The 14,687-nt window shown below is 68.9% G+C and carries 11 protein-coding genes and 1 tRNA gene; 3 read left to right on the plus strand and 9 right to left on the minus strand.

Annotation, left to right across the window (positions count from 1 at the left end; genetic code table 11):
- Nucleotides 1–117: 117 nt before the first annotated feature.
- From AC5P1B_RS08505 to dnaA, 9 genes are all read right to left on the minus strand, one after another.
- A tRNA-Ile gene (locus AC5P1B_RS08505) sits at nucleotides 118–194 on the minus strand.
- Nucleotides 195–265: 71 nt separating this feature from the next.
- Nucleotides 266–979 carry a DUF3566 domain-containing protein gene (locus AC5P1B_RS08510; RefSeq protein WP_493885971.1) on the minus strand — a complete coding sequence of 238 codons (714 nt, stop codon included), beginning with the start codon at nucleotides 977–979 and terminating at the stop codon, nucleotides 266–268.
- A 3-nt stretch (nucleotides 980–982) separates the two neighbouring features.
- Nucleotides 983–3,613: a DNA gyrase subunit A gene (gene gyrA, locus AC5P1B_RS08515; RefSeq protein WP_493885972.1), complete on the minus strand. Its 2,631-nt coding sequence runs from the start codon at nucleotides 3,611–3,613 to the stop codon at nucleotides 983–985.
- Nucleotides 3,614–3,678: 65 nt separating this feature from the next.
- Nucleotides 3,679–5,721, minus strand: a complete 2,043-nt coding sequence (gene gyrB / locus AC5P1B_RS08520) for a DNA topoisomerase (ATP-hydrolyzing) subunit B (protein ID WP_493886188.1) — start codon at nucleotides 5,719–5,721, stop codon at nucleotides 3,679–3,681.
- Between the two features lie 575 nt (nucleotides 5,722–6,296).
- Nucleotides 6,297–6,899 (minus strand): DciA family protein, encoded by a 603-nt coding sequence (locus AC5P1B_RS08525; protein ID WP_493885973.1) that lies wholly within the window; start codon nucleotides 6,897–6,899, stop codon nucleotides 6,297–6,299.
- A complete protein-coding gene (recF, locus tag AC5P1B_RS08530; RefSeq protein ID WP_493885974.1) occupies nucleotides 6,896–8,065 on the minus strand; it encodes a DNA replication/repair protein RecF in 1,170 nt (389 codons plus the stop codon). The genes AC5P1B_RS08525 and recF overlap by 4 nt, the downstream gene beginning before the upstream one ends.
- Nucleotides 8,066–8,202: 137 nt before the next feature.
- The gene (gene gnd, locus AC5P1B_RS08535) at nucleotides 8,203–9,081 is read right to left on the minus strand and encodes a phosphogluconate dehydrogenase (NAD(+)-dependent, decarboxylating) (protein WP_493885975.1); all 879 of its coding nucleotides are present in this window, start codon (nucleotides 9,079–9,081) and stop codon (nucleotides 8,203–8,205) included.
- A gap of 204 nt (nucleotides 9,082–9,285) precedes the next feature.
- Nucleotides 9,286–10,416, minus strand: a complete 1,131-nt coding sequence (dnaN, locus tag AC5P1B_RS08540; RefSeq protein ID WP_493885976.1) for a DNA polymerase III subunit beta — start codon at nucleotides 10,414–10,416, stop codon at nucleotides 9,286–9,288.
- A gap of 958 nt (nucleotides 10,417–11,374) precedes the next feature.
- Nucleotides 11,375–13,375, minus strand: a complete 2,001-nt coding sequence (gene dnaA / locus AC5P1B_RS08545; protein WP_493885977.1) for a chromosomal replication initiator protein DnaA — start codon at nucleotides 13,373–13,375, stop codon at nucleotides 11,375–11,377.
- 418 nt (nucleotides 13,376–13,793) lie between these two features.
- On the opposite strand from dnaA, the gene rpmH reads away from it, so the two are divergent.
- Genes rpmH through yidD form a run of 3 tightly spaced genes read left to right on the plus strand, consistent with a single transcriptional unit; the run spans nucleotide 13,794 to nucleotide 14,685 of the window.
- Entirely contained in the window at nucleotides 13,794–13,931 is a 138-nt protein-coding gene (gene rpmH / locus AC5P1B_RS08550) for a 50S ribosomal protein L34 (RefSeq protein ID WP_030354375.1), read from the plus strand.
- A 17-nt stretch (nucleotides 13,932–13,948) separates the two neighbouring features.
- On the plus strand, nucleotides 13,949–14,371 hold the full coding sequence (rnpA, locus tag AC5P1B_RS08555) for a ribonuclease P protein component (protein ID WP_493885978.1): 423 nt from the start codon (nucleotides 13,949–13,951) through the stop codon (nucleotides 14,369–14,371).
- The gene (gene yidD / locus AC5P1B_RS08560) at nucleotides 14,368–14,685 is read left to right on the plus strand and encodes a membrane protein insertion efficiency factor YidD (protein WP_493885979.1); all 318 of its coding nucleotides are present in this window, start codon (nucleotides 14,368–14,370) and stop codon (nucleotides 14,683–14,685) included. Before rnpA ends, yidD begins: the two co-directional genes overlap by 4 nt.
- Nucleotides 14,686–14,687: the final 2 nt, after the last annotated feature.

The following is a 14,687-nucleotide window of genomic DNA, read 5'->3' on the forward strand; positions in this document are numbered from 1 at the left end:
TGAGAAAGATCGGGATTCCGAGGGTTTCGGACTCTTACCGGACTTTCAAGATCCATACATGTAGATGGCCCGACCCCCCGGATAGGGGAATCGGGCCTCTGACCTGCGTGATGCGGGTGGTGGGGCTAACAGGACTTGAACCTGTGGCCTCTTCCTTATCAGGGAAGCGCTCTAACCGTCTGAGCTATAGCCCCGCGCTGCACCGAAAGATTAGCGCACCACCAGCCCTGTCCCAAAATCGGTAACCGGCCGGTCCCAGGACCGCTTACTCGTCCTCCGCCAGCGTCAGCTCAACGCCGCCGACGAATCCCGCCGACAGGTTGTAGATGAAGGCGCCCAGCGTCGCCAGCGCCGTCGCCAGGACCACGTCGATGACGGCGACGATGGAGGTGAAGATCAGCACGCGGGGCAGCGAGAGGAACGACTCCAGATCGAAGCCGCCGCCCTCGTTCGACTCGGTGGCGTCGGTGATCGTGCCGCCCACGGTGCTGAAGACACCCATGGCGTCCATGACCATCCACAGCACGGACGCCGCGATGATCGTGCAGATCCCCAGCGCGATGGAGAGCAGGAAACTGACCTTCATCACCGACCAGGGGTCGACCTTCGCCACGCGCAGCCGGGCCTTGCGGGTGCGCGGGGTGATCCGGGCGGCTGTGCCGGGGCGCGGGCGCCGTACCGCCTGCTGCGGCGCCGCGGCGCCGCCCTCGCCGCCGCTGTCACCACCGCCGCCGTCCTCGCCCGCCGGAGGCGCGTAGGCGTGTGGCGGGCGGTACGGCTGGGACTGCTGTCCCGACGTGGGCCGCTCACTCGGCAGGGGGCTGGCGGAGAACGGCTCGTAAGCCTGCTTCCCGTCCCGGGTGTCCGTCCCCGAGCCCCTTGGAGATTCAGCGGCCGAGCCACGGGCGCCGTCCGATACGGTCGCGGGTCCGGCGGGCCGTCGGCCCTCGGCACCCGCGGCGCCCGTGGCTCCAGTCACGACTTACTCCTCATCGCTCCCAGCCGGGGGCGCTGCGCCCTCGGCCGCTTCCGGCCCGGCCTCCTCGGCCGCCTCGACCAGTTCGTCGACCTCTTCGGCCTCTCGACCGGCCTCGGCGTTCCGCGCGATGCCAACCACGGCATCACGCTTGCCCAGGTTGATCAGTTGAACGCCCATGGTGTCACGGCCGGTCTCCCTGACCTCGCTGACCCGCGTACGAATCACACCACCGCTCAGCGTGATGGCGAGGATTTCGTCGGTCACCTCGACCACCAGCGCGCCGACCAGCGAACCACGATCTTCCACGATCTTCGCGGCCTTGATACCGAGGCCACCACGCCCCTGCACCCGGTATTCGTCCACATTGGTGCGCTTCGCGTACCCACCGTCGGTCGCGGTGAACACGAACGTACCCGCCCGGACGACATTCATCGAGAGCAGTTCGTCGCCCTCACGGAAGCTCATGCCCTTCACACCGGACGTCGCGCGCCCCATCGGGCGCAGCGCGTCGTCCGTGGCGGTGAACCGGATCGACTGGGCCTTCTTGCTGACCAGCAGCAGGTCATCCTCGGCGGACACCAGCTCGGCGCCGATCAGCTCGTCCTCGCCGCCGTCCTCGGTCTCCCGCAGGTTGATGGCGATGACACCACCGGAACGCGGCGAGTCGTAGTCCTTCAGCACGGTCTTCTTCACGAGACCGGCCTTGGTCGCCAGCACCAGGTACGGCGCCGCCTCGTAGTCCCGGATCGCGAGGATGCGGGCGATCTGCTCGTCCGGCTGGAAGGCGAGCAGGTTGGCGACGTGCTGGCCGCGCGCCTCGCGGCCCGCGTCCGGCAGCTCGTAGGCCTTCGCCCGGTACACGCGACCCTTGTTCGTGAAGAACAGCAGCCAGTGGTGCGTGGTGGAGACGAAGAAGTGGGAGACGATGTCGTCCTGCTTGAGCTTCGTGCCCCGCACGCCCTTGCCGCCGCGCTTCTGCGAGCGGTAGTCCTCGGTCTTGGTGCGCTTCACATAGCCGCCACGCGTGATGGTGACGACGATGTCCTCCTCGGCGATGAGGTCTTCCATCGACATGTCACCGTCGAAGGGCATCAGCTTGCTGCGCCGGTCATCACCGAACTTGTCCACCAGCGCGGTCAGTTCCTCGCTGATGATGTGCCGCTGCCGCTCCGGCGAGGCGAGGATCGCGTTGTACTCGTTGATCTTCGTCTGGAGCTCGTCGTGCTCGGCGACGATCTTCTGCCGCTCCAGGGCGGCCAGCCTGCGCAGCTGCATCTCCAAGATCGCGTTCGCCTGGATCTCGTCGATGGTCAGCAGGCCCATCAGGCCCTCGCGGGCGATCTCGACCGTGTCGCTGCGCCGGATGAGCGCGATGACCTCGTCGATCGCGTCCAGGGCCTTCAGCAGACCGCGCAGGATGTGCGCCCGCTCCTCGGCCTTGCGCAGCCGGTAGCGCGTGCGGCGGACGATGACCTCGACCTGGTGGGTCACCCAGTGCCGGATGAACGCGTCCAGGGACAGCGTGCGCGGCACGCCGTCGACCAGCGCGAGCATGTTGGCGCCGAAGTTCGTCTGGAGGTCGGTGTGCTTGTACAGGTTGTTGAGGACGACCTTGGCGACCGCGTCCCGCTTGAGCACGATGACCAGCCGCTGGCCCGTACGCGAGGACGTCTCGTCGCGCACGTCGGCGATGCCGCCGACCTTGCCGTCCTTCACGAGGTCGGCGATCTTCTGCGCGAGGTTGTCCGGGTTGACCTGGTACGGAAGCTCCGTGACCACCAGGCACTGGCGGTTTTGGATCTCCTCCACCTCGACGACGGCGCGCATCGTGATGGAGCCGCGGCCGGTGCGGTACGCGTCCTCGATGCCCCGGCGGCCGACCACCAGCGCGCCGGTCGGGAAGTCCGGGCCCTTGATCCGCTCGATGAGCGCGTCGAGCAGCTCCTCCGGCGAGGCGGTGGGGTTCGCCAGGAACCACTGCGCGCCCTCGGCCACCTCGCGCAGGTTGTGCGGCGGGATGTTCGTCGCCATGCCGACCGCGATGCCCGCCGAGCCATTGATCAGCAGGTTCGGGAAGCGGGCGGGGAGGACCGTCGGCTCCTGGTTACGGCCGTCGTAGTTGTCCTGGAAGTCGACGGTCTCCTCGTCGATGTCCCGGAGCATCTCCATGGCCAGCGGCATCATCTTGCACTCGGTGTACCGCATGGCCGCGGCCGGGTCGTTGCCCGGGGAACCGAAGTTGCCGTTGGAGTCGACCAGCGGCAGCCGCATCGACCAGTGCTGCGCCAGCCGCACGAGCGCGTCGTAGATCGAGGCGTCGCCGTGCGGGTGGTACGTACCCATGACGTCACCGACGACACGGGCGCACTTGTAGAAGCCCTTCTCCGGGCGGTAGCCGCCGTCGTACATCGCGTACAGCACGCGGCGGTGCACGGGCTTGAGGCCGTCCCGCACGTCGGGCAGCGCACGCGAGACGATCACGCTCATCGCGTAGTCGAGGTACGAGCGCTGCATCTCCGTCTCAAGCCCGACGGGCTCGACCCGCGCCCCGGCGCCTACGGCGATCTCGGTCAGCTCGGGGTTCTCGGTGATGGGGGTGTCCCCGCCGGGGGCAGGGGAGTTCTCGTCGGCCATTGCTGGTCAAAGTCCTTTCAGGCGGCGGCTGGGGGCCCGGGCCGGAGCCGGGGGGAGGGGCCGACTCAGATGTCGAGGAAGCGGACGTCCTTGGCGTTGCGCTGGATGAACGAGCGCCGTGCCTCGACGTCCTCACCCATCAGCACCGAGAACAGGTCATCGGCCTGCGCCGCGTCGTCCAGGGTCACCTGGCCGAGCACGCGGTGATCGATGTCCATCGTCGTGATCCGCAGCTCCTCGGCGTTCATCTCACCGAGACCCTTGAAGCGCTGGACCGAGTCGTCCCTGGTCCGCTTGCCCGCCTCGCGGCCCGCCTGGATCAGCACGTCGCGCTCACGGTCCGAGTACGCGTACTCGAAGTCCTCCCGGCCCCACTTGATCTTGTAGAGCGGGGGGCGGGAGAGGAACACATGCCCTGCCTCGACCAGCGGCCGCATGAAGCGGAAGAGGAAGGTGAGCAGCAGGGTGTTGATGTGCTGACCGTCGACGTCGGCGTCCGCCATCAGAATGATCTTGTGATAGCGGAGCTTCTCGATGGCGAAGTCCTCGTGCACCCCGGTGCCGAACGCCGAGATCAGCGCCTGCACCTCGGTGTTCTGGAGGATCTTGTCGATCCGCGCCTTCTCGACGTTGAGGATCTTGCCGCGGATGGGCAGGATCGCCTGGTACTGCGGGTTACGGCCGGACTTGGCCGAACCGCCGGCGGAGTCACCCTCGACGATGAAGATCTCGCACTTCGAGGGGTCGTTCGACTGGCAGTCGCTGAGCTTGCCCGGCAGCGACGCCGTCTCCAGCAGACCCTTGCGCCGGGTCAGGTCGCGCGCCTTGCGTGCCGCCACGCGGGCCGTCGCCGCCTGGATCGACTTGCGGACGATGTCCGCGGCCTCGTTGGGGTTGCGGTCGAGCCAGTCCGTCAGGTGCTCGTGCACGACCTTCTGCACGAAGGTCTTCGCCTCCGTGTTGCCCAGCTTGGTCTTGGTCTGGCCCTCGAACTGCGGCTCGCCGAGCTTCACCGAGATGATCGCGGTCAGGCCCTCGCGGATGTCCTCACCCGTGAGGTTGTCGTCCTTCTCCCGGAGCAGCTTCTTCTCCCGCGCGTACCGGTTGATCAATCCGGTCAGCGCGGCCCGGAAGCCCTCCTCGTGCGTACCGCCCTCGTGCGTGTGGATGGTGTTCGCGAAGCTGTAGACACCCTCGGTGTACTGGCTGTTCCACTGCATCGCGACCTCAAGGGAGAGCATGCGCTCTTTGTCCTCGACCTCAAGGTCGATCACGGTGGGGTGGACCAGCTCGCCCTTGCGGGAGTTCAGGTACTTCACGAAGTCGACGATGCCGCCCTCGTAGTGGTACCTGACGGTGAGCGGCTTGCCCTCCTCGTCGACGTGCGCCTCGCGCTCGTCGGTGAGGGAGATCGTCAGCCCCTTGTTGAGGAACGCCATCTCCTGGAAACGCCGGGCGAGCGTCTCGAACGAGTACTCGGTCGTCTCGAAGACGTCCGGGTCGGCCCAGAAGGTCACCGTCGTACCGGTGCTCTCGACCGCCTCGTTCTTCGCCAGCGGAGCCGTCGGAACGCCTTGCTTGTAGTCCTGCGTCCAGCGGAAACCGTCGGCCATGACCTCGACGGCCAGCTTCGACGACAGGGCGTTGACGACGGAGACACCCACGCCGTGCAGACCACCGGAGACGGCGTAGCCGCCACCGCCGAACTTGCCGCCCGCGTGCAGCACGGTCAGCACGACCTCGACGGCCGGCTTCTTCTCCACCGGGTGCAGACCGACAGGGATGCCACGGCCGTTGTCGATGACGCGCACGCCACCGTCGGCCAGGATCGTCACATCGATGGTGTCCGCGTGCCCGGCGAGGGCCTCGTCGACGGAGTTGTCAACGACCTCCTGTACGAGGTGGTGGAGGCCGCGCTCACCGGTGGACCCGATATACATGCCGGGCCGCTTGCGGACCGCGTCCAAGCCCTCAAGGACCGTGATCGCGCTGGCGTCGTACGTCGGGCGGGGCCCGGCGGCGGCAGTGACTCCCTGGGTCGAGGCAGCGGAGATGTTCTCGTTGGGGTTGCCGGAATCGGCCACGAAGCGCCCTTTCTGGCACAGCAGAGCCGAACCCCTGGTACTGAGGACCGGCCTTGTCTTTCGAATGCCCCGCACCCACTGTGAGACACAGTGTGCGCAAGCGGCGACGGTGTACTTCAGTCTACCGGTAACCGCTGACAGAATTGGGGCTTGCAGGTGCCTGAGTCGGCGACTGCCGCCCTGAACCGGCGGCTACCTACTCCCCATATCTGGTCTGGGCCTCCAAGAGGCTCACACCGGCACTCAGCGCTTCGGGCCATCAACGACCGGCAACGTGAGCGGCGTCTCACTCTCCCCGCCGGTACAGGCACCCGTCAGCCATCCCACACATGCACACGTGTCCATCTCGCCCCAGGCGTACGCCAACCACGGTCGCGCGGCGAAGATCTCGCCCGGGCCTGCTCCACTCGCGCGCGCCCGTACGCGTACCCGTACGCCCGTCCGCACGCTCGCCCTCGGCGTGTCCGGCCCGGGCAGCCAGAACGGACGCGAGACCGCCGAGAAGCACGCCGAACCGGGAAGGGGCGGGCAGAGCGAAAAAAGGCGCGGGGTAGCGGCAGGAGCAGAGCGACGGAGTGCGGGCGGACGCGAAGGCGCGCTCAGCCGTACGTGTCCCCGGGACCCTTGCTGCCCGGCGCCCGCAACGGGCCGAAACGACGGGCCGGGCCCGCGGGCCCGAGCACCTTCAGCAACCGCACCGTGCCCTGCCCAAGGTCGGAGTTCAGCCTCGCCACCAGCTGCGGGGCCAGCAGCCGCAGCTGCGTCGCCCACGCCGTCGAGTCGCAGCACACCGTCAGCACCCGCGCGTCCTCGTCGTACCGCTGCGGTTCACAGTGCTGCGCCACCTCGGGGCCCACCAGCTGCGGCCAGCGCCCCATGACCCCGCCGACCGCCGCCGGGGTCTCCCAGCCACGCTCAGTGATCAACCGGTTGATCGCCGTCCCCAGGGGCAGCGGATCACGGCCGTCCGCCCGCGCGCCCGAGCGCAGCCCGCCCCGCCGGGCCTGCTTCTTCTGCTGCGCGGCAGCGCCACGCGCCCGCGCCTGCTCCTTCGCCGCCCGCAACGCCACCCGCGCCAGGTCCACCCCCGACGGCTCGGCGGCAGGAGCTCCCGCGGCGGAGCCAGGACCGGAAGGGCCGGAAACGGCGGGGCCGGGGACGCCCTCGGCGCCCGCCTCATCCCGCGACGACGACCGGCTCATACCCGCTCCACCCTGCCTTCGGCGACCGCGTACCGCGCTCCCGCGAGCACCTCCGGCACATCGGCCTCCACAGCGGCGGTCACCAGCACCTGCTCACCAGGCGCCACCAGCTCGGCGAGCCGTTCCCTGCGCCGCACATCCAGCTCCGCGAACACATCGTCGAGCACCAGGACCGGCTCGTTCCCCTCGGCCCGCAGCAGGTCGTACGAGGCCAGCCGCAGCGCGAGCGCGTACGACCAGGCCTCCCCATGGCTCGCGTACCCCTTCGCGGGCAGCTCGCCAAGCTTCAGCAGCAGGTCATCGCGGTGCGGGCCCACCAGCGTCACCCCACGCTCGATCTCCCGCTTCCGCGCCTCCCCCAGCGCGGCGAGCAGCATCTCGGACAGCTCGGCGCGGCTCATCCCCGCGCCCAACGCCCCGGCACCCGACTCCGCACCCATCGAGCTCCGGTACTCCAGGGCGACCGGACCACCGCCGGGCGCCAGCTGCTCGTACGCCTTGTCCGCCAGCGGCCGCAGCGTGGCGACCAGATCGAGGCGCTGCGCCAGCAGCTCAGCGCCCACCTGGGCCAAATGCTGGTCCCACACGTCCAGCGTGGACAGATCCGCCCCGGAAGTCCGTCCGGGCGGCCCCTGGCGGCTGCCGTGCCGCCGGGCCATCGCCGCCGACTTCAGCAGCGTGTTCCGCTGCTTCAGCACCCGCTCGTAGTCCGACCGCACGCCCGCCATACGCGGCGACCGCGCCGTGACCAGCTCGTCGAGGAACCGCCGCCGCTCCCCGGGATCGCCCTTCACCAGGGCCAGGTCCTCCGGCGCGAACAGCACGGTCCGCACGATGCCGAGCACGTCACGCGGCCGGACCTGCGACGACCGGTTGATCCGCGCCCGATTGGCCCGGCCCGGGTTCAGCTCCAGCTCCACGAGCTGCTGCCGGTCGCCCTGCACCACGGCCGCCCGCACGATGGCGCGCTCGGCGCCCATCCGCACCAGCGGCGCGTCCGACGACACGCGGTGGCTGCCCAGCGTCGCCAGGTAGCCGACGGCCTCGACCAGGTTCGTCTTCCCCTGGCCGTTCGGCCCGACGAAAGCGGTGACGCCCGGATCGAGAGGGACCTCGGCCCGGGCGTACGACCGGAAGTCGGCGAGCGACAGATGCGACACGTGCATGGCTACGACGACCTCCCCCGGCAATCGCGTCCCGCGTACGTACTGCCGTACTGCTGCTGCCTGTTGCTGGTGCTGTGCTGTGTTGGGTGATGCTGATCCGGTGCCGCTGGTGTGCTGCTCCGCGGCCCCGGTGGCGCCTACTGCTTGTTCTCGACCGCGTGGCCACCGAACTGGTTGCGCAGCGCGGCGATCATCTTCATCGACGGCGAGTCGTCCTGCCGCGAACCGAAACGGGCGAAGAGCGAAGCGGTGATCGCGGGCAGCGGCACGGCGTGGTCGATGGCCGCCTCCACGGTCCACCGGCCCTCGCCGGAGTCCTGCGCGAAGCCCCGGAGCTTGTTCAGGTGCTCGTCGTCGTCCAGCGCCCGGACGGCGAGGTCCAGCAGCCAGGACCGGATGACCGTGCCCTCCTGCCAGCTGCGGAAGACCTCGCGGACGTCGGTGACCGAGTCCACCGCCTCCAGCAGCTCCCAGCCCTCGGCGAAGGCCTGCATCATGGCGTACTCGATGCCGTTGTGCACCATCTTGGCGAAGTGGCCGGCGCCGACCTTGCCCGCGTGCACGGCGCCGAACTCGCCTTCCGGCTTCAGCGCGTCGAACACCGGCTGCACCTTGGCGACATGCTCGGCGTCGCCGCCGTACATCAGCGCGTAGCCGTTCTCCAGGCCCCACACGCCACCGGAGACACCGCAGTCGACGAAGCCGATGCCCTTCTCCGCGAGCTCGTTGGCGTGCTTCTCGTCATCCGTCCAGCGTGAATTGCCGCCGTCGACCACCACATCACCGGGCGAGAGCAGCGCCCCGAGCTCATCGATCGTGGACTGCGTCGCCGCGCCGGACGGAACCATGACCCAGACCACCCGCGGGCCCTTGAGCCGGCCGACCAGCTCTTCCAGGCTCCGCACGTCGGCCAGGTCCGGGTCCCGGTCGTAGCCGATGACGGTGTGGCCCGCGCGGCGGATGCGCTCGCGCATGTTGCCGCCCATCTTGCCGAGGCCGATGAGACCGAGCTCCATCAGTAATCCTTCTTGCCGGAGTCATTGCGTTGCGTACCTGCGCCGAGCCTACGCCCGCCTGTCCGTGCACAGCTGTGGGCTCAGCCGCTCAAAAGCGGCGTCCACCGCCGACCGGGTCACCCCGCGCCGCCGCCGGTTCCAGCACGGCGACGGCGCGGGGTGAGAGCCCGGGCGATCAAGCGCCCGGGGCCCGGCTTCCCAGCGTCAGCCGGACAGCCGCACCGGCATGATCAGGTACTTGTACGCCTCGTCCGCCTCGGCGTCGAGCGCGGGCTTGCCACTGAGCAGCGCGGGCTTGGTCGAGGTGGTGAAGGAGAGCTGGGCGACAGGCGAGTCGATCGCACTCAGGCCGTCCAGCAGGAACGTCGGGTTGAAGGCGATCGAGATGTCGTCGCCGTCGAGCTGGGCGTCGACTCGCTCCACAGCCTGTGCGTCGTCGCTGGAACCGGCTTCCAGGATCAGCACACCCTGCTCGAAGCTGAGCCGCACCGGGGTGTTCCGCTCGGCGACAAGGGCGACACGCTTGACGGCCTCGACGAAGGGGGCCGTCTCGATGACGGCGATCGAGTTGAACTCGGTCGGGAAGAGCGTGCGGTACTTCGGCAGGTCGCCTTCGAGCAGCCGCGTCGTCGTGCGGCGTCCGGCGCCCTCGAAGCCGATCAGGCCCTCGCCCTCGCCCGACCCGGCCAGCGCGATGCTGACGGTGTCGCCGCTGGTCAGCGACTTGGCGGTGTCCAGCAGCGTCTTGGCGGGCACCAGGGCGACCGCGGAGATGTCGGGGGTCTCCGGCTTCCACAGGAACTCGCGGACGGCGAAGCGGTACCGGTCGGTGGACGCGAGGGTGACGTGGTCGCCCTCGATTTCGATCCGGACGCCGGTGAGCACGGGCAGCGTGTCGTCGCGGCCGGCGGCGATGGCGACCTGGGCGGCGGCCGCGGCGAAGACCTCACCGGCGACGGTGCCGGTGGCGATGGGCATCTGGGGCAGTGCCGGGTACTCCTCCACAGGCAGGGTGTGGAGGGTGAACCGCGACGAGCCGCAGGCGACGGTCACTCGTACACCGTCTGTGGAGATCTCCACGGGGCGGCCGGGCAGGGAGCGGCAGATGTCGGCCAGCAGGCGGCCGGAGACGAGGACGGTGCCGTCCTCCTCGACCTCGGCGTCGACGGAGACCCGGGCCGAGACCTCGTAGTCGAAGCCGGAGAGGCTGAGGGCGCCCTCTTCGGCCTTCAGCAGCAGGCCCGCGAGGACGGGCACTGGCGGACGGGCCGGGAGGCTGCGGGCCGTCCAGGCCACTGCCTCCGCGAGTACATCGCGCTCCACCCGGATCTTCACCGGAACCGCCTCCTGCTGTTGCTGACGCCCTGCTGGCCTTCGTCGTCGGCTGAGTTGCCGGAGACCAGTCTGACGCACGCCACCGACAGCCGGTGCGGCTCGGGGTCAAGTTGATGCGAGAGGCGTCGGGTGGGCCGACCCGCAGTTGTGCACAGGCCCTACTTCGAATCGAGTTTCCCGCTTTACCTATGTGGTCGTAGTAGTAGGGCCTGTGGAAACGGTGGATAACTGCCTTTGCGCAGGTCAGCCCACGTTTTTTGTCCACTGACCCTGTGGGCGGAGGCGGTGGATAACCAGGGGTCTCTGTGGACCACCGAAAGTTCTGCACACCCGGTACACAGGGGAGGCCTACTTCTCCCCAGCTCCGTCCCCAGTTTTACCCACGTTGCCCACAGCCCAACCCGGCACCTTGGTGTGACGCCTTTCACTCCTGACGGTGATCGGGGGTGTCGGGTTGCCGAACAGTGGACAACGGTGTGGAGAAGTGCGGGAAAGCTGTGCACAAGAGCCGGTTCGCTGTGGGTAGCCAGTGGACAAGCGAGTCACCGGCCCTGGGGACAAAAGTTCATCCACACCCTGTGGATAAAGGTTTGCCACAAATCCCCAGCCACTTGACCTCGGCTGATCCTCCCTCACCAGGGGTGCCTGTGGACACTTTCGGGATAGTCGGGGCGTCCCCAGGTTGTGGACGCGAAATACTTGGCACATCTGTGGACAAGACCCGTGTCCCGCCATGGAATCGAACAGTTTTCTTGTGAGTGACCGTGTCGTGGCCAGGTCGTAGCCGCCCCACATCGGCTCCGCGGCGGCCCGGTGAACACCAAAAGGCGCCCCTGGAGTGGTTCCAGGGGCGCCTCTTGACGCGTGAACGAGGGTGCGGTGCGGCTTCGTACGGGCGCGCTGAGAGCCTCCTATGGACCCCGCAGGGGATCATCAGGGGGCCCGAACTGCGCGCGCGTCAGCCGTTCTTGATGCGGTTCGTCAGCTCGGTCACCTGGTTGTAGATGGAGCGTCGCTCGGCCATCAACGCGCGGATCTTGCGGTCCGCGTGCATCACCGTCGTGTGGTCCCGGCCGCCGAACTGGGCGCCGATCTTCGGCAGCGACAGATCCGTCAGCTCGCGGCACAGATACATGGCGATCTGCCGGGCCGTCACCAGTACCCGGCTCCGCGAGGCGCCGCACAGGTCCTCGACCGTGTGCCCGAAGTAGTCGGCCGTCGCGGCCATGATGGCCGTGGCCGTGATCTCCGGGGCCGCGTCCTCCCCACCGGGGATCAGGTCCTTCAGGACGATCTCGGTCAGCCCAAGATCGACAGGTTGCCGGTTGAGGCTGGCGAAGGCCGTGACCCGGATCAGCGCGCCCTCCAGCTCACGGATGTTGCGCGAGATGCGGGAGGCGATGAACTCCAGTACCTCGGGCGGGGCGTTCAGCTGCTCCTGTACCGCCTTCTTACGGAGGATCGCGATCCGCGTCTCCAGCTCCGGCGGCTGCACATCGGTGATCAGGCCCCACTCGAACCGGTTGCGCAGCCGGTCCTCCAGCGTCACCAGCTGCTTGGGCGGCCGGTCGGAGGACAGCACGATCTGCTTGTTGGCGTTGTGGAGCGTGTTGAAGGTGTGGAAGAACTCCTCCTGCGTCGACTCCTTGCTCGCGAGGAACTGGATGTCGTCGACCAGCAGGATGTCCATGTCGCGGTAGCGCTTGCGGAACGCGTCCGCCTTGCCGTCGCGGATGGAGTTGATGAACTCGTTGGTGAACTCCTCCGAGCTCACGTAGCGCACCCGGGTGCCGGGGTACAGGCTCCGGGCGTAGTGCCCGATCGCGTGCAGCAGGTGGGTCTTGCCGAGCCCGGACTCGCCGTAGATGAAGAGGGGGTTGTACGCCTTGGCGGGGGCCTCGGCGACGGCGACGGCGGCGGCGTGCGCGAAGCGGTTGGAGGCACCGATGACGAAGGTGTCGAAGAGGTACTTGGGATTCAGGCGCGCGGTCGGCTCGCCGGGGCCCGGCGCGGGCGCGGGCTGCGCGGCGAGGGGCCCGGGCGCACCGGTGGGCGCCGGGAGGCCGCCGGGGCCCTGGCCCGGCCGGCCGTGGCCGGGCGGCTGGTCACCGGAGTCGCGGCGCTGCGGGTCATAGGAGGAGCCGCCGTGAGCGGGCTGGGTGTGCTGGGGCCGCTGGCGCTGGCCGGCGTACGGGTCGCCCTCGGGGAACCCGCCGAGCCGCGGCTGCTGCCATCCGTAGTCGCCGCGGCCGTCCGGCGGCGGCGCGGATGAGGGCCGCGGCCAGGCGCCGGGTTCGGGCCGTTGCTGTGCGTAGTCGGGGTAGGCGGGGCGCGCGTTCGGGAGGTCGTCGGCGGGGCGGCCGTAGCCGTCGCGCCCGTCGTAGGACTCCCGGCTGTCGTAGCTGTCACGGCCGCCACGGCTGTCCCGGCCGTCGCGGGGCTCCCGCTTGTCATACGACTCACGGTTGTCGTACGTGTCCCTGTTGTCGTACGGCTCGTACGCGTCGCGCGGCTCGTAGCCCTCGCGGCCGCTGTCGTACGCGTCGCGCCCGTCCCGCCCCTCGCGGCCTTCACGCCCGTCGTAGGTCTCGCGTGGCGCGTCGCCGTAGCGAGACTGGGGCTGGGGCTGCTGGGACTGGTGCTGCTGAGGAGGTCCTTGGGTCTGCGGTCCGGCGGGCTCGTCCTTGGAGTCGTCCACGGTGATCGCGATCCGGATGGGGCGGCCGCACTCGCGGCTGAGGGCCTCGCTGATCAGTGGGGCGAGCCGCCCTTCCAGGACGCCCTTGGCGAACTCGTTCGGCACGGCGAGCAGCGCGGTGTCGGCGACGAGGGCGAGTGGCTGGCAGCGGTTGATCCAGTGCTCGTCCTTGGCTTCGACACCTTGTCCTCTGCCGTCACCGCGCAGTTGCTCCAGCACGCGTGGCCACACTGCGGCAAGATCGGCAGGTACGTCAGCCACAGGGCACGCTCTCTCACTCACTTGGAGGGGGACGCCCACAGGTCCCACGAATGCGTGGTTCTCGGGACGGGCGGGAGGTATCGAAGTTCCGCCACGGTAGTCAGGCCGACGCGCGTGGTTCAAGTTGTTGTCCACAGGGTGTGTACAAATGTGCCATGCCCCGCCGCTTCATGCTCTAGTGGGCCGGTATCCAGCCGCGATGCCTCTGCGCACCAGGGCTGGTTTGACCGGATGGCGTAGCCGCGCGTACCGTGACCAGGTCGAGTTGTCGATGGCTGCTGCCGCCTGCCTCCGATGGGCATACACCACGTTCCGTGGTCAGAAGCGGTGCAATCGGGCGTATACGAGCTTCTCGTGGGCGCACGGTGACAGCCAGGCGATGTCCCGCCAACACACGAATCATTTCTGGAGCCCCCGAGTGAGCAAGCGCACCTTCCAGCCGAACAACCGCCGCCGCGCGAAGACCCACGGCTTCCGGCTGCGCATGCGCACCCGTGCCGGCCGCGCGATTCTCGCGACCCGCCGTGGCAAGGGTCGCGCCCGTCTGTCCGCCTGACCGACGCAGGTCATGACGTGCTGCCTACCGAGCATCGGCTGAGGCGGCGCGAGGACTTTGCGACCGCGGTACGCCGAGGACGCAGGGCCGGGCGCCCGCTCCTTGTCGTGCATCTTCGAAGCGGTACAACGGACCCGCACCCACCTGGGGAGATCGCTCCCCCGGTGCGTGCGGGTTTCGTCGTCAGCAAAGCGGTCGGCGGCGCCGTCGTCCGCAATCTGGTGAAGCGGAGGTTGCGCCACCTTGTGCGCGATCGGCTCGACCGCTTCCCCCCCGGTAGCCTGGTAGTCGTACGGGCACTGCCCGGCGCGGGCGAGGCGGGCCAGGAGCAACTGGCCCGTGATCTCGACGCCGCTCTACGCAGACTGCTGGGCGGGGCCGCCCCTGAGTCCTCCTCGCTCAACCTCGGGGGAGACACCAAGGGGAGGGTGCCGCGATGAAGTACCCGCTGCTGTGGTTGATCAAGCTCTATCAGTGGACCATCAGCCCGATGCTCGGGCCGGTCTGCAAGTACTACCCGTCGTGCTCGCACTACGGCTACACGGCCATCGACGTGCACGGCGCGGTGAAAGGCACGGCGCTGACGGCCTGGCGCATTCTGCGCTGCAACCCGTGGTCGCACGGCGGCGTCGACTACGTACCCGCCAGGAAGCGCCCAGTCTGGCACCAGTGGCTGCGGAGCCGTCTCCGACGACATTCCGCTGTCGAGCCCGCCGCGCAGCCCGAGACTCAGCCCAACGCCCAAGGAGCCTGATT

The sequence above is a fragment of the Streptomyces sp. A01 genome (genome assembly GCF_059026195.1).

What these genes read in the sequence shown, in the direction of transcription:
- recF (WP_493885974.1), bottom strand. Translation starts at nt 8,065, where the DNA reads ATGCACGTGTCGCATCTGTCGCTCGCCGACTTCCGGTCGTACGCCCGG.
- AC5P1B_RS08525 (WP_493885973.1), bottom strand. Translation starts at nt 6,899, where the DNA reads ATGAGCCGGTCGTCGTCGCGGGATGAGGCGGGCGCCGAGGGCGTCCCC.
- yidD (WP_493885979.1), top strand. Translation starts at nt 14,368, where the DNA reads ATGAAGTACCCGCTGCTGTGGTTGATCAAGCTCTATCAGTGGACCATC.
- gyrA (WP_493885972.1), bottom strand. Translation starts at nt 3,613, where the DNA reads ATGGCCGACGAGAACTCCCCTGCCCCCGGCGGGGACACCCCCATCACC.
- gnd (WP_493885975.1), bottom strand. Translation starts at nt 9,081, where the DNA reads ATGGAGCTCGGTCTCATCGGCCTCGGCAAGATGGGCGGCAACATGCGC.